The sequence below is a fragment of the Kitasatospora dryopteridis genome (assembly GCF_050749075.1).
Taxonomy (GTDB): domain Bacteria; phylum Actinomycetota; class Actinomycetes; order Streptomycetales; family Streptomycetaceae; genus Kitasatospora.
Genome location: NZ_CP192749.1, coordinates 8,130,488 through 8,147,172, shown reverse-complemented (window position 1 = coordinate 8,147,172; position 16,685 = coordinate 8,130,488). Strand labels below are relative to the sequence as shown.

General features: G+C 73.7%; 12 protein-coding genes and 1 pseudogene. 9 read left to right on the top strand and 4 right to left on the bottom strand.

What is annotated here, in order from left to right; all coding sequences use genetic code 11:
* Positions 1 to 18 precede the first annotated feature (18 nt).
* From ACQ614_RS37235 to ACQ614_RS37220, 4 genes and pseudogenes are all read left to right on the top strand, one after another.
* Positions 19 to 3,863: pseudogene (locus ACQ614_RS37235) on the top strand (Pls/PosA family non-ribosomal peptide synthetase).
* A gap of 29 nt (positions 3,864 to 3,892) precedes the next feature.
* The gene (locus tag ACQ614_RS37230) at positions 3,893 to 5,239 is read left to right on the top strand and encodes a M1 family metallopeptidase (RefSeq protein ID WP_431683566.1); all 1,347 of its coding nucleotides are present in this window, start codon (positions 3,893 to 3,895) and stop codon (positions 5,237 to 5,239) included.
* A gap of 111 nt (positions 5,240 to 5,350) precedes the next feature.
* On the top strand, positions 5,351 to 5,863 hold the full coding sequence (locus tag ACQ614_RS37225; RefSeq protein WP_431683565.1) for a hypothetical protein: 513 nt from the start codon (positions 5,351 to 5,353) through the stop codon (positions 5,861 to 5,863).
* 133 nt (positions 5,864 to 5,996) lie between these two features.
* Positions 5,997 to 6,788 (top strand): DUF4190 domain-containing protein, encoded by a 792-nt coding sequence (locus tag ACQ614_RS37220; protein ID WP_431683564.1) that lies wholly within the window; start codon positions 5,997 to 5,999, stop codon positions 6,786 to 6,788.
* Positions 6,789 to 7,040: 252 nt separating this feature from the next.
* Here the strand turns inward: ACQ614_RS37220 and ACQ614_RS37215 are convergent, their stop codons facing one another.
* Positions 7,041 to 7,283 carry a hypothetical protein gene (locus tag ACQ614_RS37215; RefSeq protein WP_431683563.1) on the bottom strand — a complete coding sequence of 81 codons (243 nt, stop codon included), beginning with the start codon at positions 7,281 to 7,283 and terminating at the stop codon, positions 7,041 to 7,043.
* A 107-nt stretch (positions 7,284 to 7,390) separates the two neighbouring features.
* Entirely contained in the window at positions 7,391 to 7,915 is a 525-nt protein-coding gene (locus ACQ614_RS37210; RefSeq protein ID WP_431683562.1) for a DUF6194 family protein, read from the bottom strand.
* A 95-nt stretch (positions 7,916 to 8,010) separates the two neighbouring features.
* On the opposite strand from ACQ614_RS37210, the gene ACQ614_RS37205 reads away from it, so the two are divergent.
* The gene (locus ACQ614_RS37205; RefSeq protein ID WP_431683560.1) at positions 8,011 to 8,790 is read left to right on the top strand and encodes a MerR family transcriptional regulator; all 780 of its coding nucleotides are present in this window, start codon (positions 8,011 to 8,013) and stop codon (positions 8,788 to 8,790) included.
* A gap of 200 nt (positions 8,791 to 8,990) precedes the next feature.
* Positions 8,991 to 10,418, top strand: coding sequence for an alpha/beta hydrolase family protein (locus ACQ614_RS37200; protein ID WP_431683558.1), 1,428 nt, complete (start codon positions 8,991 to 8,993; stop codon positions 10,416 to 10,418).
* Between the two features lie 443 nt (positions 10,419 to 10,861).
* On the opposite strand, the gene ACQ614_RS37195 is transcribed toward ACQ614_RS37200, so the two are convergent.
* Entirely contained in the window at positions 10,862 to 11,674 is an 813-nt protein-coding gene (locus ACQ614_RS37195) for a class I SAM-dependent methyltransferase (protein ID WP_431683556.1), read from the bottom strand.
* A 369-nt stretch (positions 11,675 to 12,043) separates the two neighbouring features.
* Here ACQ614_RS37195 and ACQ614_RS37190 point away from each other — a divergent pair, with 369 nt between their 5' ends.
* From ACQ614_RS37190 to ACQ614_RS37180, 3 genes are all read left to right on the top strand, one after another.
* Positions 12,044 to 12,835, top strand: coding sequence for a hypothetical protein (locus tag ACQ614_RS37190; RefSeq protein ID WP_431683555.1), 792 nt, complete (start codon positions 12,044 to 12,046; stop codon positions 12,833 to 12,835).
* A 57-nt stretch (positions 12,836 to 12,892) separates the two neighbouring features.
* The gene (locus tag ACQ614_RS37185; RefSeq protein WP_431683553.1) at positions 12,893 to 13,972 is read left to right on the top strand and encodes a protein kinase family protein; all 1,080 of its coding nucleotides are present in this window, start codon (positions 12,893 to 12,895) and stop codon (positions 13,970 to 13,972) included.
* A 111-nt stretch (positions 13,973 to 14,083) separates the two neighbouring features.
* A complete protein-coding gene (locus tag ACQ614_RS37180; RefSeq protein WP_431683551.1) occupies positions 14,084 to 15,049 on the top strand; it encodes an MBL fold metallo-hydrolase in 966 nt (321 codons plus the stop codon).
* Between the two features lie 92 nt (positions 15,050 to 15,141).
* On the opposite strand, the gene ACQ614_RS37175 is transcribed toward ACQ614_RS37180, so the two are convergent.
* On the bottom strand, positions 15,142 to 16,650 hold the full coding sequence (locus ACQ614_RS37175) for an alpha/beta hydrolase (RefSeq protein ID WP_431683549.1): 1,509 nt from the start codon (positions 16,648 to 16,650) through the stop codon (positions 15,142 to 15,144).
* Positions 16,651 to 16,685: the final 35 nt, after the last annotated feature.

Sequence of the window (16,685 nt, the reverse complement as noted above, 5' to 3'; positions counted from 1 at the left end):
GCCCAGGACGGGGACCGTATGGCTGTGATGACCGACCCCGAGACACCGCTTGCGCTGTTCCCGGGCCGACCGGCCCACGCCGCGCGCACGCTGGTGGACATCCTGCGTGCGACCGCCGCGGCCCATCCGCACGAGCCGGCGCTGGACGACGGCCGCACCGTGCTCAGCTACACCGCCCTGATCGCCCAGGTCGAACAGGTGCGGCGGCACCTGGCCAGAGCGGGCATCGGCCTCGGCGACCGGGTCGGCATCCGGGTGCCGTCCGGCACCAACGACCTCTACGTGTCGGTCCTCGCCGTGCTGGCCGCCGGCGCCGCGTACGTGCCGGTCGACGCCGAGGACCCGGACGAGCGCGCCGAGCTGGTCTTCGGCGAGGCGGACGTCAATGCGGTGCTGGGCGCCGACGGCGCGCTGACCGGCGTGAAGCCGTCCGGGAACGAGGCGGCGAGCCCCTCCCCCGAGCACGACGCGTGGATCATCTTCACCTCCGGCTCGACCGGCCGGCCCAAGGGCGTCGCCGTCACCCACCGCAGTGCCGCCGCCTTCGTGGACGCCGAGGCGGGGCTGTTCCTGCAGGGCGAGCCGATCGGCCCCGGCGACCGGGTGATGGCCGGGCTCTCCGTCGCCTTCGACGCCTCCTGCGAGGAGATGTGGCTGGCCTGGCGGCACGGCGCCTGCCTGGTGCCGGTGCCCCGCTCGCAGGTGCGCAGCGGCGCCGACCTCGGCCCGTGGCTGGCCGAGCAGGAGATCACGGTGATCTCCACGGTGCCGACGCTGGCGGCGCTGTGGCCCGCGGAGGCGCTGAACGAGGTCCGGCTGCTGATCTTCGGCGGCGAGGCCTGCCCTCCCGAGCTGGCCGAGCGGCTGGTCACCGAGGGCCGCGAGGTGTGGAACACGTACGGCCCGACCGAGGCCACCGTGGTCGCCTGCGCGTACCTGCTGTCCGGCGAGGGCCCGGTGCGGATCGGCCTGCCGCTGGACGGCTGGGAGCTGGCGGTGGTCGACGAGGCCGGCCGGTGCCGATGGGCGGCAGCGGGCAGCTGGTGATCGGCGGCGTCGGCCTGGCCCGCTACCTCGACCCGGCGAAGGACGAGGAGAAGTACGCCCCGCTGGAGCCGCTGGGCTGGCGGCGCGCCTACCGCAGCGGCGACGTGGTGCGTGCCGAGCCGGAGGGCCTGGTCTTCCTCGGCCGCGGCGACGAGCAGGTCAAGCTCGGCGGCCGCCGGATCGAGCTCGGCGAGGTGGACGCGGCGCTGCAGGCCCTGCCGAAAGTGGCCGGTGCGGCCGCCGCCGTGCGCACCGCCCGCAGCGGCAACCCGCTGCTGGTCGGCTACCTGGTCGTCCGGGAGGGATTCGACCGGGCCGGCGCGGTGGAACGGCTGCGCAGCGAGCTGCCGGCCGCGCTGGTGCCGCTGCTCGCCCCCGTCGACGAGCTGCCCTGCCGCACCTCCGGCAAGGTCGACCGGGACGCCCTGCCCTGGCCGCTGCCCGACCTGGAGCAGGACGGCCCCGCCGAGGAGCTGTACGGCACCGAGGCGTGGCTGGCCGAGCAGTGGGCGGAGGTCCTGGGTGTGCCGGTGCGCTGCGCCGACGACGACTTCTTCGCGATCGGCGGCGGTTCGCTGGCGGCCGCGCAGCTCACCACCCGGCTGCGCACCCGCTACCCGGCGGTGTCCGTGCTGGACGTGTACCAGCAGCCCACGCTGCGCAAGCTGGCCCGGCAGCTGGAGCGCTGCACCCAGGCCGACCGCCCGGTCCGCACCGTACGGCCGACCCCGCTGCGCACCGGGCTCGTCCAGCTCGTGGGGCTGCTGCCGCCGGCCGCCCTCGGCGGGCTGCGCTGGAGCGCGGCCCTGCTGGCGCTCGGCAATGTGCTGCACATGCTCGGCGGCTACGCCTGGGCCCCCACCGCCTCCTGGTGGGCGGTGGCGGCCGGGGCGCTGGTGCTGTTCTCCGCCCCCGGCCGGCTCGCGGTGGCCGCCGGCGGGGCCCGGCTGCTGCTGCGCGGCGTCCGCGGCGGCACCCATCCGCGCGGCGGCGGCGTCCACCTGCGGCTGTGGGCCGCGGAGCAGTGGGCGGAGGCCGCCGGTGCCACCTCGCTGTCCGGTTCCTGGCTGGTCCGCTACGCGCGGGCGCTCGGCGCGCAGGTGGGCGACGGCGTGGACCTGCACACGCTGCCGCCGGTGACCGGACTGCTACGACTCGGCAAGGGCTGCGCCATCGAGAACGAGGTCGACCTCGCCGGCTACTGGCTGGACGGCGACCGGCTGGAGATCGGCGCGATCCGGGTCGGCTCCGGCGCGGTCGTCGGCACCCGGTCCACGCTGTTCCCCGGTGCGCGGGTCGGCAAGCGGGCCGAGGTCGCGCCCGGCTCGGGCGTCGCCGGGCACGTCCCGACCGGACAGCGCTGGGGCGGCGCCCCCGCCGTGAAGATCGGCAAGGCGGAGCGCGGCTGGCCCAAGCACCGGCCCGCGCGCACCGCCCGCTGGGCGGCCGTCTACGGGCTCACCGGCTCCGGCCTGGCCCTGCTGCCGGCGCTGTGCGCGGTGCCCGCGCTGCTCGTCGCCGGGCTGTTCGTCCACCCCGGCGACGACCTGCCTGCCGCCCTGCTCGGTGCGCTGGCCGCGGTCGTCCCCGCCACCCTGGCCTGGGGTCTGGCGTACGCGGCGCTGGTGCTGGCCTCCGTCCGGCTGCTCAGCCTCGGCCTGCGCACCGGCCACCACCCGCTGCACGGGCGGATCGGCTGGCAGGCCTGGACGGTCAGCCAGCTGATGGACGACGCCCGGCAGACCCTCTTCCCGCTGTACGCCGGCCTGATCACCCCGCTGTGGCTGCGGCTGCTCGGCATGCGGGTCGGCCGCCGCGCCGAGGTCTCCACCGTGCTCGCCCTGCCGAGCCTCACCACGGTCGGCGACGGCGCCTTCCTCGCCGACGACACGCTGATCGCCCCGTACGAGCTCGGCGGCGGCTGGGTACGGGTGGGAAGGGCAGCGGTCGGCCGCAAGGCGTTCCTGGGCAACTCGGGGATGACCGCGCCGGGCCGCTCGGTCCCCGACCGGGGGCTGGTCGGGGTGCTGTCCGCGACCCCGAAGAAGGCCAAGCGCGGCAGTTCGTACCTCGGCATGCCGCCGGTCAAGCTGCCCCGCTCGGCGGACGCCGCCGACGCCGGCCGCACCTACGACCCTCCGCGCCGGCTGCTGTGGGCGCGCGGCCTGACCGAGCTCGGCCGCATGGTGCCGGTGTTCGCCTCCTCCGCACTGACCGTGCTGACCGCCGCCGCGCTCTGCGCGCTCGACTCGCCGCTGCTGGCCGGCCCGGTGCTGCTCGCCGCGGGTGCGGCGGCCTGCGTCGCGGCCGCGGCCGCCAAGTGGCTGCTGGTCGGGCGCCACCACGCGGGCGAGCACCCGCTGTGGAGCGGCTACGTGTGGCGCAACGAGCTCGCCGACACCTTCGTCGAGGTGCTGGCCGTGCCCTGGCTGATCGGCCGGGTGCTCGGCACCCCCGTGCTCAACCTGTGGCTGCGGGCGATCGGCGCCCGGGTCGGCCGCGGCGTGTGGTGCGAGAGCTACTGGCTGCCGGAGCCCGACCTCGTCACCCTCGGCGACGGGGTGAGCGTCAACCGGGGCTGCGTGCTGCAGACACACCTCTTCCACGACCGCATCATGAGGCTGGACACTGTGGTTCTCCGCGAGGGCGCTACTCTGGGCCCGAGCGGAATCGTGCTGCCCGGCAGCACGGTCGGGGCCCGTTCCACCCTCGGCCCGGCCTCCCTCGTGATGCGTGCGGAGACCGTTCCCGCCGACACCCGCTGGCTCGGCAACCCGATCGAGGCCTGGCACGAGCCCGACCACCGAGCCCGATGACCGAGACCGCGCACGGAGAGAACGAACCGGTGAGCCCCAAGCAGGCCGCGGCCGCTGACCCGTACTTCCCGAACAACGGCGACCACCGGTACCGGGCCCACCGGTACGAGCTCACCCTCGACTACCGCCCGGGGCCCAACCGGCTGGCCGGCGCCGCCCGGATCACCGCCATAGCGGGCCGGGCGCAGCTGCGCGAGTTCGCCCTGGACCTGGCCTCGTTCAAGATCGGCCGGGTGCTGGTGGACGGGCGCCCGGCGCGGTACACGCACCGCGCCGGCAAGCTGCGGATCGCCCCGGCCAAGGCCCCCGCCGCCGGTGCCGCCTTCACCGTGGAGGTGCACTGGTCGGGCAACCCGAAGCCGGTCCGCAGCCCGTGGGGCGGCCTCGGCTGGGAGGAGCTCACCGACGGCGCCCTGGTGGCCAGCCAGCCGGTCGGCGCGCCCTCCTGGTACCCGTGCAACGACCGCCCGTCCGACAAGGCGAGCTACCACATCTCCGTCACCACCCCGTCGCCGTACACCGTGGTCTCCGGCGGCCGGCTGCTGACCCGCACCACCCGCGCCTCCGCGACCACCTGGGTGTTCGACCAGCCCGCCCCCACGGCCAGCTACCTGGTCGGGCTCTCCGTCGGCGTGTACCGCACCGTCCCGCTGGTGATGCCGCGCCCGGGCGCCGTGGTGCAGACCGGCCACGTCCCGGCCAGGCTGCAGCGGCACTTCGAGTACGACTTCGCCCGCCAGCCGCAGATGATGGAGCTGTTCGAGCAGCTCTTCGGCCCGTACCCGTTCGCCGAGTACGCGGTGGTGGTCGCCGACGAGGAACTCGACGTCCCCGTCGAGGCACAGGGGCTGGCGACCTTCGGCACCAACCACCTCGACGGCACCCGCGGCAGCGAGCGCCTGGTCGCCCACGAGCTCGCCCACCAGTGGTTCGGCAACAGCGTCACCATCGCCGGCTGGCGCGACATCTGGCTCAACGAGGGCTTCGCCAAGTACGCCGAGTGGCTCTGGTCCGAACGCTCCGGCGGCCCGTGCGCGCAGCGCAAGGCGGAGGCCGCGTACCGCAAGCTCAGCGCGCTGCCCCAGGACATCCGGATCGGTGACCCCGGCAAGCAGCTGATGTTCGACGACCGGGTGTACGAGCGCGGCGGCCTGACCGTGCACGCCCTCCGCTCCACCCTCGGCGACCAGGCCTTCTTCCGGATAGTCCGCGACTGGACGACCGCGCACCGGCACTCCGTCGTCACCACCGCCGACTTCACCGCCCACGCCGCCCGCTACGCCGACCACCCGATCGGCAGGCTCTTCGATGCCTGGCTCGCCCGCCACCCGCTCCCGCCGGTCCCCTCCCTGCAGCAGGCCCCGCAGCACCTGTGAGCGCCGGCGGGGCGTGCTGCGGGCGGGCGGTGGCAGCCGGTCCCGGGGTGTCTCCGGGGTAGGCTCGCGCGGTCCGGGCAGGCCGGATCTTCGGGTGGCGGGGGCGGCCGTATGACGTTTCTTCAGCAGAAGGTGCGCGACCACGACCTGGTCCGCGTCGCGGTCACGGAGTCGCCCGGCGGGCAGATCCTGCGGGCCGTCGTCGAGGAGGTCTGTTCGCGCCGCGAGTTCGATCTCCGGCCGGGCACCGGGTTCACCTTCGTCAGCCAGCCGGGCCACTGGGGCCAGCGGGTGCTCGGCGCCGGCTGCCGCGCGTTCGTCTTCCTCCGCCGGATCTCCGGGAAGTGGTACGAGGACGCCTGGCGGGGCGACCTGCCCATCGAGGAGATCGACGGGGTCCAGTACGCCCTGTACCAGCACGACTTCCGGCTCCTCACCGCCGCACCGGGCATCCCGGACGAGCTGAGGACCGGCTGGCGGCCGCATCCGGACCGACGGGAGACCACCTGCTTCGAGCTCGCGGCGACGGAGGCCCACCTGCGCGCCCTCGTCGACCGGGAACACGGCCCCGGCCGTCCGGCGGAGCCCGTCGGCCGGCGCCCGTCCTGGCGCCACCGCCCCTGAACCGCCTGGACGGCCTGCGCCCAGGTGTGATCGACTACGGCCCGGCCGGGCGTGGCACGGGGGCGGATGCGCGGTCGCGACGCCGATCCACCCGGGTCAAGTCCGGCGGTGGGACAGCACCTTGGGAGGGGTCATGGCTGCGGCTGCGGACGAGGAAACGGGCAAGGACACGGGTGGGGCGACGGGTGAAGCCGCCGGCGCGGACACGGGCGGGGCACCGACGGGCGAAGGATCACCGACGGGGACGTCCGCCGGCAACCGTTCCGCCGCTCTGGCCTCGTTCCTGAAGCGTTCCGTCGACCCGGACCCGGATGCCCGGCCCTCGTGGAGCCGGCTGGCCGTCGCCTCGGCCGTGGCAGGCCTGATCGGGCCGCTGTGGCCCGTCGGCCTGCCGGCGGGCATCGTGGCGCTGGTGCGCATCCGGCGGTCGAAGCGAGGCGGCCTCGCCTTCGCCGTCGCGGGGATCGTCCTGAACTCCGTCTGGGCGGCCATGTTCTTCGTGGCCGACACCGGCAGGTCCGACCGCGACCACGTCCGGACGGTCAGCGGGTACGACCTCCGGGCGGGCGACTGCTTCGGGCGCACGCCGTCCGAGGCCCGGCTGCTCCCCGAGGTACTGGCCGTTCCGTGCGGACAGACCCACCACGGCGAGGTCGTCGGCCTCGCAGACCTCGGCGACGCGGTCGCCGGCAACCGGGCCGACTGGGCGAAGAAGGCCGAAGCGGACTGCAGCGCCCTGCTGCGCGGCTACCTGGCCGCCGGGCAGGACCTGCCCGTCACCGCCGGCATCGACTTCCTGCTGCCCCGCGGCAACTCGGTGGTCGTCCGGACGCAGACCGGGGTCGTGTGCGCCGTCGTGGACGACGGACCCGGCTGGACGCGTTCGCTCCACGAGTCGGGCGCAGCGGCGGGATCCGCCGGGTAAAGCTCGGCAGGCATCAGCAGGAGCGGTCGTCGGCGGCACTCGGGTACCTCCGACGACCGCTCTGCCGGTACTCAGCACTGAGGGCGGCGGCCGTGGTTCGCCCCGCGCCTGGCACGTGCCTTCTTCTTGCGGCGCCGCTTCGATGACATGGCCTCTCCTCTCGCCACACCTGCGTGGTCCCCCGATCCACGGTTCCACAGGAGGCTCCGGGCAGCACGCGGTGGGCGGGGCCTCCCGGGCGCTCGGCCCGGCTCAGCCGCCCGCGCTGTGCTCCCTGCCGTTGGCGTTGAAGCCCCTGAACGGATGGATCCCCGTGCCCTCGTCGGGAGGCATGCCCGGCCGGCTCTCCCCGGCCCGGCGGTCCGCCGTGAAACCGCTGACGAGGTGGGCGACCCGAGCCAGCAGGGACGGCTTCCGGGAAGGCGCGCCGCCCTCGGTGCGCACGTAGTGCGGCCTGGCGGAGCGGTCGTGGCCTGCGGGGCGTTCGTCTGCCATGCGGACCTCCTCGCGGGGGGGCGCGATCCCAGGTACTCGTTCTACTCCTGCCCCGAGCGGCGCCCGACCACGCAGTGGAGTCCGGCCGGGCAGCACCCGGAACGGTGTCAGGCTTCGCGCCGGTGTCCGCGCGCGGCACGGGCGCGTGCGTCGGCGAGCAGGGAGCGTGCCAGGCCGGCGGTGTCCGGTCCGGGGTTGAGGATGCAGACCCAGCCCTGGACGGCGTAGGCGGGGTGGGGAAGCAGCCGGTCCGTGGCGGTGTAGTCGTACTCGGTGTGCCGGTCCGCGTGTGCGGCGGGCGGGTGGCCGACGAGCTGTTCGAAGGCCTTCCGGCCGACGGCGATGCTCAGGCGGAAGACGCCGGGCCGGTCGAGGTCCGAGGCGGTGTCGTAGCCGTCGTAGTCCTTGACGACGAGGGTGGCGAAGGGCATCCGGCGCGGAGAGTCGCTGTCCGGGTCGTGGAAGAAGAACGTGTCGCCCCAGGCGGCCTCGGGCGATCCGTCGCCTTCGCCGGCGGTGACCGCAACGACGCCGGGCAGCCCGCCGGCGTACGCGATGATCTCCTCCTCGGTCATGGCGGGGCCGTTCTCCTCGTGGGACGTGTCCGTGGGCAGGATTCGCGGTGATTCCATGCCTTCAATTTTCTCATTCAACTCCTATTGGAGGGTTCTCGCTCCTGTGGGCCTTGCGGTGCCGGAGGACTGTCCCGATAACCTTCAAATTCAGGATGAAGGCCCGGTCGAGGCGGAGGTCAGTGGTGGATCACCGGGGAGCGGGCCTGCGCCCTGTGGATCTGGCGCGCGCGGCGGGGATCTCCACCCAGCAGATCCGCAACTACGCGGACGCCGGAATCCTGCCGCCCGCCCCGCGGACGGCCGCCGGCCACCGGCGCTTCGACGAGAGCCACCTGGACGCCCTGCTCGCCTACCGCGCGCTGGCCGGGGGCTGCGGACCGCAGGCCGCGCAAGCGATCATGCTGGCGGTCGACGCCGCCGACGCCGCCGGTGCACTCGCGGGGCTCGACGCCGCCCATGCGTCCCTGCACGAGCAGCGCCTCGCCCTGGCGGCCACCCGGGAAGCCGTCGAAGCGGTCGCCGAACAGGAGCCCGCGCTGCCGTTGCGGCCGTCCTCCGGGCTGCCGATCGGCAAGGTCGCCGCCCTCCTCGGCGTACGCACCTCCGCCCTGCGGACCTGGGAGTCGGCCGGTCTGCTGTCACCCGGCAGAGAGCCCGGCACCGGCTACCGCCGCTTCGGCCCGGCGGACGTCCGCGACGCCCGCATCATCGCGGTGCTGCGGCAGAGCCACTACCGGCTGCCGCAGATCCGGTCGGTCCTCGACGACCTGCGGCGGACCGGCGGCAGGGAGGCGCTGCGCGCCGCCCTCGCCGACCGGAACGCCACCCTCGTACGGCAGGCCACGGCCCTGCTCGAGGCGGCCGGGCACCTGCACCGCTGTCTCGCGCGGCTCGCGGCCGATGAGCTGCCGTCGCCCACGGCGGCGCGGTGACCGCTACCCGCTGGTGACTGCGGCCCGCTGCCCGCTGCTGACTCTGCTCCTGTCGGTGGACGACCGTACGCACGAAGGTGGAGACCGTGCCGCCCGTCCATCAGCCTCCGGTGGCACACGGTCTCGACTCCCGGCCGATGCGGTGGCAGGCCGTGGCGGCCGAGCATGGTGGCGTGTCCGAAAGCATGACGGTACTTCAGATGTCCCTGCCGGAAATCCTTGTGGTGCTGGGGGCGGTCGCCCTGGTGCTGGTGCGATGGCTTCCCGAGCGCGTACGTCGGCCGGTGGCCGTCGGCGCGGTGGCGGTGGTCGTGCTGTCCGCCGCGGGGGCGACAGTGGCCGGTCCGCTGCGCTGGCAACTGGCCCCGGTGCTGGTGGCCGCGGCGCTGGTCGCTCCCTTTGCGGTCGCTCCGCTGCTGCCCGGCCGGGCAGGCCGACCACCGCGGAGGGTCCGCCGGTGGCTCGCACTGCCGGGCTCGGCGGCCTGCCTCCTGCTCATAGCCGTCGGCCCGCTGGCGGCCTGGGCGTTCCCGGCACCGGCGTTTCCCCAGCCGTCCGGCCGGTTCGCGGTCGGCACCACCGTCCTCGAGTGGACGGACGGGCAACGCCCGGAGACCGCGACTGCCGACCCGGCCGACCGGCGTACGGTCGTGGTCCAACTCTGGTACCCGGCCCGACCGTCCAAGGGCGCGCCGCGCGCCCCGTATCTCGGACGCACCGAGCAGGAGGCCGAGATCGTCGCCGACGGCCTCGCCTCCTACGCGGGCCTCCCCGGGTTCCTGCTCGACGGGCTCCCGCGGGCCCGGACCCGCTCGGTCCACGACGCCGCGGCGGCCGACTGCGCCGGCCGGTTCCCGGTCGTCCTGTTCTCCCCCGGCCTGGGCGGCGTCCGCTCCCAGAACACGGCGTGGGCGGAGGAGTTGGCCAGCCACGGCTATGTGGTGGCAGGCCTGGACCACCCCTATGACTCCGCCGCCGTGCTGCTGGCCGACGGCCGGGTCGTCCGGACGGCGGTCACCGCCACCGGCGACCGCGCCGAGGACGAGCAGCACGCCGTCCGCTGGACGGAGGTCCGGGCTGCCGATCTCGCCTTCGTCCGTAGCCAGTTGGACAGGATGCAGCGAGGGGAGATCCCCGGCCCGCTGACCGGCCGGCTCGACACCGCCCGGGTCGCCGTCACGGGCCACTCCCTCGGCGGGGCCGCCGCCCTCATGGCCGCACGCCAGGACGCCGGGTTCGCCGCCGTCGTCGACCTGGACGGCGCCCCGCACGACCCCGCACCAACACCGTTCCACCAGCCCGTGCTGGCGCTCACCCAGGCCATCGGCCCGCAGACCGACCCCGACTACCTCCCGCACCTCACCCGGGTCCTGGCCCTCAGCACCGCAACGACCTACCGCCTGACCGTGCCCGGCGCAGCCCACCTCACCTTCACGGACGCACCGCTCTACCTTCCGTCCGTACCCTCGCTCGTCGGCTCCGCCGACCGGTCGGACGTCCCCGGGCCGACCGCCGCCGCCTGCCTCGCCTTCCTCGACCACACCCTGCGCGGCACACCGGGTGACCCGGCAGCCGCCCTGACCGCTTACGGCGAGCTGACCGTGCACCATGCGGGCGGCGGTGCCTGACGGCGGAACCCGGACCGTCCGCCCTCTTGGCGCGTCGTCAGGTCATGGCCGGGGTGCGGTGCGGTCCCGGGCCTGGCAGGCGGGCTCGTGCCAGGTGGTGCGTACCGGCGTTCCACAGGGCAGCAGGCGCTCGCTCGCCCATGTGCGGCAGCAGCGGCTCGGGCCGCCGCCGCGGTGCCGGGCGGGATCGGCCGTGGCCACGGGCCGCCCGACTGCGGAACGGACGATCACGGAGGGGGTGGGCACGGCGGCCGGGCCTGCCCGGTGGCGGCGCCGACGGTGGCGGCTGGTCGATGAGTTCGTCACGCCCGAGCTCTGCCCGCGCACGGTCATCACCCAACCCCGAGTCACCCGATCGGGTGACTGATCGATGTCGCCGACGCTTGCGGGCGGAGACCTCGGCCGATGCCCGAGTCGATGGCGCCTCGGCAGTTGGAAGCGGCTCAGACCTTCTCAGCGCGGATCGAGTAGGTGAGGGGGGTCCGCGGAGTGCCTGCAGGATGCCGGTAGACGTCGCCGTCGTGGGACTCGAGCGACTGGCGTTGGAGATAGAAGGTGTGGTCGTGCTCGTGGAGGAACTGGATCCGCAGCCCGGCTCCGGCGATCGCCGAGACGACGGTCGACAGACTGTGCCGCCACTCGACGGTCGCGTTGTGTTCGGTCGTCGCCGCCTCGTCGGCGTAGCTGCCGGGGCCGCCAGAGGCCTCCGGGCCTTCGTCGAAGTAGTCGTGGGTGACCGTGCTTCCGGTCTCGTCGTCGAGGACGAAGCTGAAGGGATGGAACTCCGCAAGGTAGAGGCACCCGGCCGGGGCGAGCAGTTCGGCGGCCACCGACGCCCAGCGGCTCATGTCGGGAAGCCAGTTCAGCGCCCCGAAGCTGGCATAGACGATGTCGAAGGTCTCCCCCTCGACCGCCGAGACGGCGTCGTAGACGTCCGCGGTCAAGAAGCGTGCATCGATGCCGAGTTCGGTCGCGAGCCGGGAAGCCGCCTCGATCGCGGGCGGAGAGAAGTCCAGCCCGGTGACCTGTGCTCCCCGTGCCGCCCAGGACAGCGTGTCCCGGCCGAAGTGACACTGCAGGTGGATCAGGCGCTTGCCTCTGACATCGCCCACCTCGGCCTTCTCGAAGTCCTTCAGCGAATCCGGCCGGGCGCGGAACCCCGCCGTGTCGTAGAAGGTTCCGTCCAGATGGATGGGCACCCGCTCGTCCCAGTACGCCTTGTTCAAGTCCCGCCAGCGCCCTGCCAGGTCAGCCATGAGCCCGGACGATACACGGACACGGACCGGGCGCACTACGATGCCGGACCCGCCGACCGTTCGGTGGTCGCGGACAGCTCGGACTCGGCAATTCCATGGCCGGGATGCCGCTGCGCATGACACGATCGGCTGCATGAACGACTCCTCTGCACGGAAGGGCGGCCACCGCCCCGAACGGTGAAGCGGCCGAACCGGGAGGTGGCACCGGGAGCCGCCGCGGCACCCTCCGCATCCGTCCGTTTCCTCGCCAACCTGGCGAATCTGCGGTCGGCCCCTCCCCCGCACTGGCCTGGTCTCGACGCTGCGCTGCAGGCCGACGTCCGGGAGGCCGCGATCCATCTGCCGGACGCCGGACGGGAGTGGGGTCGGGTGCTGTACGCGCTCGGGCGTGAGCACCATGCGTACGCCGTCACGGCCGCGCTCCTGGCCGAGCCCGGGACCCGGGAGGCCGGCGCCGCGATGGCCCGCGAGGCATGTCACAACTGGCGTGCGGCTCCGGTGCAATTGTTGCCGCTGCTGATCCTCCACAGCGGGCGAACGGTCGGCCCGGCCATGGCGAAGGCGCTCAGGACCGCCTCGATCTCGCGGTCGGCCATGCAGGTGCACGGCAGCCTGGCGGCCACCGTCGCGCTCACGCCGTATCCGAGACCCCGTTGCCCGCGACAGCACGCCCGGCCGACGTACAGCAGCACGTCCGCTGCCGCACTCCTCGCGGCCAAGCCTGTCGGTGTCGCCCGTCTTTCGGACGCCCCAGAAGTCTTCGGGGCTCTGCTGGATGCAGGGCCGCTGACATTCCGCCAGGCCGCCCAGCTGTACAACCTCACCTTCCGATGGCCCGGACGGATGCAGGCCCTGTGCGCACCGCTCTGGCTGCGGCACGCGGGTCTGTCCGCCCTGCCCCGGCTGATGGGCCTGATCACGCCGTACATCGGTGACTACGCGGTCGGCGAGCACTACCTGACCTGCCTGGCGCGCATGGGCCGTTACGCGCTGCCGGCCCTGCCCGCGGTGGCCGGGGTGATCGAGCGGCGTACCCGGATCCCCGTCAACGACTCGACCCGGGACGCCGAGACGGAGATCGACGAACGCCTGTTGGCCGCTGCCCTGGAGACCCGACACGCGATCCTCGCGGACTGCACCGCCACGTTGCTCGGCGGATAGGGTCGATGACGCTCGTGTGATCGCCGAAGCCCTGGTCGGGGCACCGAGGAGACGTCGATGCGCCGCTGCGAATCCCAGTACGCGGCGCGTCTCGCTGCCTACGGGACCGTGGCTACCCGCCTGGCCCTGCTGAGCGACCGGCGACTCGGTGACGCCGTGGCGTCCGCCTCCTCGGTCGGATCCGGCATCGGCGGCAGGTCCGCGGAACTGGACGTCGACGGGACACGGGTCTTCGTCAAGAGGGTGCCCCTGACGGACCTCGAGTCCCGTCCGGAGAACGTCCGGTCCACGGCGAACCTCTTCGGCCTGCCGATGTTCTACCAGTACGGCGTCGGCTCGGCCGGGTTCGGTGCCTGGCGGGAGCTGGCCGTGCACACCATGACCACCAACTGGGTCCTGGGGAGGGAGTACGAGGGCTTTCCCCTGATGTACCACTGGCGTGTCCTGCCCGACTCCCCTCCCGAGGGCTTCGTGGACGAGTTCGGGGGCATCGACGGAGCGGTCGCCCACTGGGAGAACTCCCGGGCCGTGCGCGAGCGGCTGGAGGCCGTCGGCCGGTCCTCCTGCAGTCTGGTGCTCTTCCTGGAGCACGTGCCGCAGACGGTCGGGGCGTGGCTGCACGAGCAGCAGGAGACTGCGGCACCGGCCGTCGACGGCTCCGCCTACTCGTGGGTGGAGGATTCCGTGGCGCGGAGTGCCGCGTTCATGAGCTCTCGCGGGCTGGTGCACTTCGACGCCCACTTCCGCAACCTCCTGACCGACGGCCGGCTGATCTACTTCGCGGACTTCGGACTGGCCCTCAGCTCGGGTTTCGAACTCTCGGCGGCCGAGGGGCGGTTCCTCTCGGACCATCTCGCATACGACCGCCACTACACCGCAAGCCATCTGCTCCACCACCACCTCGTCGACCGCCTCCGGGGCGGTACGGAAGCAGGCGTGTTCCTGCAGGAGTGGATCGCAGGTCGACGGCCCGAGGGTGTTCTGCCGGAGGTCGCGGCGATCATCGAACGGCATGCCCGGACCGCCGTCGTCCTGGAGGGCTTTCACCGCCGGCTGCTGACGGAGAGCAAGCGGACACCCTTTCCGGTCGCCGAGCTCAACCGCGCCACGGCCGAAACCGCGACGGCACACTGCTGAGGAAGCGCGCGACTCACTACTGTTCGCATGCAACCGGGCGTCGATCGATCACCGTCCTCGACTGCGGGGTGCCGGCCGGTACCCCGCCATCGAGGAAGGGAATCCGTACGGATGCCTGAGAATCCGATCGCTCGACGGAGTCTGCTCAGGACGGCGGCCGCGGGGGCCGCCGCCCTGCCGCTGGCGGCCACTGCCGACGCTGCGGCCGCCGATGCCACAAGTCCTGCCAGGCCCGGTTCGCCCGGCGGAACGGGCCCGGTGTTCCGGTGGCTCGGCACGGCGGGCTGGCGGATCGAGGGGGCGGGGAAGAACGTCCTGTTCGACCCGTACATCACCCGATTCGACACGGGCCTGTTCAAGTCGCCGTTCAACAGCGCTACGCCGTTGACGGTCGATGGCGGCCTGGTGGACCGGCATGCCGGCAAGCCCGATCTGATCCTGGTCAGCCACAGCCACTGGGACCACATCAACGACGTTCCCCATCTGGCTGCCGGCAGCACCGCCCCGGTGGTCGGTACCGCGACCACCTGCCATCTGCTGCGGGCCATGGGCGTGCCCGCCTCCCGCCTGGTGGTGGTGAAGGGCGGCGAGGTCCTCGACTTCGGCTACTGTGTCGTCGAAGTGGTGGCCGGCCTGCACAGCCGCAACGCCGAGTACCGCTACTTCGCTCCGGGCACGCTCACCGCTCCGCCCGCCGCACCGCCCGCCACCATCGCGGACCTGCCCGAGGGCGACACCCTGGCCTTCCAGATCCGCTTCGGTGACGGGCCGTCGGCGTTCCTCATGGGTGCCAGCGACTTCGTGGCACGCAACCTCACCGGGCTGCGGCCGGATGTCGCGATGGTCGCCGTGCAGAGCAGCTCCTCCACGCACAGGTACGCCGAGCGTCTGCTGACCGCGCTGGACCTGCCCCGCACCGTCGTGCCCGTGCACTGGGACAACTTCGAGGTTCCGCTCGCGGACCCGGCCGTCCGCGACCCCGGCGCCGACCTGGACGGCCTGGTCGCACGTATCCGCCGCCACTCGCCCCGGACCCGCGTGATCGTCCCCGAGCACCTCGCCCCACTGCGGTTCTAGCGGCCATGGGGTGCCGGCCGCCGCGCGAATCCCCAGGGGTTCGGGAGTCCTGGTGACCGCACGGTGGCTGGCACGGTGGGACTGCATCTCCGTCATCCCTCGGCGGGGCAGAGGACGTCGTGCTCGGGGCGGCGGCCGTCGGCGAGGAAGCGGGACACCAGGGCGTCGCCGCAGGCGTTGCCGTTCGCGGCGTAGGCGTCGTGGCCGCCGGCGTCGACGCTGACCATGCGGGCCCGGTCTCCGAGTGCCGCCCGCAGTTTGAGCGCGCCGCGGTACGGCGTGGCCGGATCCCGCAGGTTCTGCACCATCAGGATGTTCGACGGCCCGCGGTCGGAGACCACCACGGGCGCCTCCGCGGGGGCCGTGGGCCAGAAGGCGCAGGGCATCGCGTTCACCGGCATCCCGGCGGTCAGCGGGTACTTGATCCGGTCGGCCGCGACCTCCCGGGCGTAGCCGTCGGCGGAGCGGGGCCAGCTGACGTCGTTGCAGAGGGTGCCGACGGACACCGCCACGGAGTTCTGCATCGCCTTGTCCGGCGGGGTGCTGGCGGTGGGCAGCCCGTGCTTGCCCTGGGCGGCGAGCATCAGCTCGGCGAGGCGCGGGAACCGGGCGTCGGCGTAGAGGGTGTCCAGCAGCGCCGCGCGGAGGGTGTTGCCGTCGAGCCGGGCGGGGTTGGCCCCGGGCCAGGGCAGCGGGGCGCTGTCCAGCTGCGCGGCGAGGCGGAGGAACAGCTCGCGGACCTGCTGGGGCGTGTCGGCCAGCCGGTGGTCCGTGTTGGCCGGGTCGGAGGCCCAGGCGGCGAAGTCCGGGAAGCGGTCCTCCACGCCGACGGCGTAGGCCGCCAGCCAGCCGCGCTCGACGCGGGTCGGATCGGGGTCGTCGTTGCTGTCCAGCACGATCCGGTCGGTGTGCTGGGGGAACATGGTGGCGTAGACGGCGCCCGCGTAGGTGCCGTAGGAGACGCCCCAGGCGGAGATCCGGCGTTCGCCGAGGGCCCGGCGGATGCGGTCGATGTCGCGGGCCTCGTTCCTGGTGCTGAGGGAGCGCAGCACCGGACCGCCGTTGCGGGTGCAGGTGTCGGCGATGCGCCGGGCGGTTTCGAGGTTGCCGGTGATCGAGCCGTCGGGGGCCGGCCACGGGAGCAGGGTGGTCATCGAGAGGTCCTCGTGGGCGAGGCGGCAGTCGACGGGGGTGCTGCGGCCGACGCCGCGCGGGTCGAAGCCGATGAGGTCGTATCGGTCGAGGACGGACCGGGGCAGCCGCTTCACGGCGCTGGTCGGGCCGTTGAGCCCCGGGTTGCCGGGGCCGCCGGGGATCATCACCAGGGCGCCGCGGCGTTGGTCGGGACGGGCGGCCGGTATCCGGGAGACGGTGAGGGTGATCCGCGGGCCGGCCGGGTCCCGGTGGTCGAGCGGCACGGGGAGTGTGGCGCACTGTTGGCGTGCGTCCGCGGCGGCGTCGGCGCAGGACGTCCAGACGAGCGGGGCCGACGCGGCGTCCGCGGCGGCGGACGGGGCCGCAGCTGCCGGCACGGCGGTGGCGGCGGGCGCGGTGAGGGCGAGGACGGTGGTGACGGCGGCGCCGAGGTGAAGGATTCGCATGCCGAGTAGTCTTCGCCGCGCGGCGCTGCGGGACG

Coding starts and splice junctions, on each gene's coding strand:
- ACQ614_RS37210 (WP_431683562.1), bottom strand. CDS start 7,915: ATGGAATCACCGCGAATCCTGCCCACGGACACGTCCCACGAGGAGAAC.
- ACQ614_RS37220 (WP_431683564.1), top strand. CDS start 5,997: ATGGCTGCGGCTGCGGACGAGGAAACGGGCAAGGACACGGGTGGGGCG.
- ACQ614_RS37175 (WP_431683549.1), bottom strand. CDS start 16,650: ATGCGAATCCTTCACCTCGGCGCCGCCGTCACCACCGTCCTCGCCCTC.
- ACQ614_RS37185 (WP_431683553.1), top strand. CDS start 12,893: ATGCGCCGCTGCGAATCCCAGTACGCGGCGCGTCTCGCTGCCTACGGG.
- ACQ614_RS37205 (WP_431683560.1), top strand. CDS start 8,011: ATGAAGGCCCGGTCGAGGCGGAGGTCAGTGGTGGATCACCGGGGAGCG.
- ACQ614_RS37200 (WP_431683558.1), top strand. CDS start 8,991: ATGTCCCTGCCGGAAATCCTTGTGGTGCTGGGGGCGGTCGCCCTGGTG.
- ACQ614_RS37180 (WP_431683551.1), top strand. CDS start 14,084: ATGCCTGAGAATCCGATCGCTCGACGGAGTCTGCTCAGGACGGCGGCC.
- ACQ614_RS37195 (WP_431683556.1), bottom strand. CDS start 11,674: ATGGCTGACCTGGCAGGGCGCTGGCGGGACTTGAACAAGGCGTACTGG.
- ACQ614_RS37225 (WP_431683565.1), top strand. CDS start 5,351: ATGACGTTTCTTCAGCAGAAGGTGCGCGACCACGACCTGGTCCGCGTC.
- ACQ614_RS37215 (WP_431683563.1), bottom strand. CDS start 7,283: ATGGCAGACGAACGCCCCGCAGGCCACGACCGCTCCGCCAGGCCGCAC.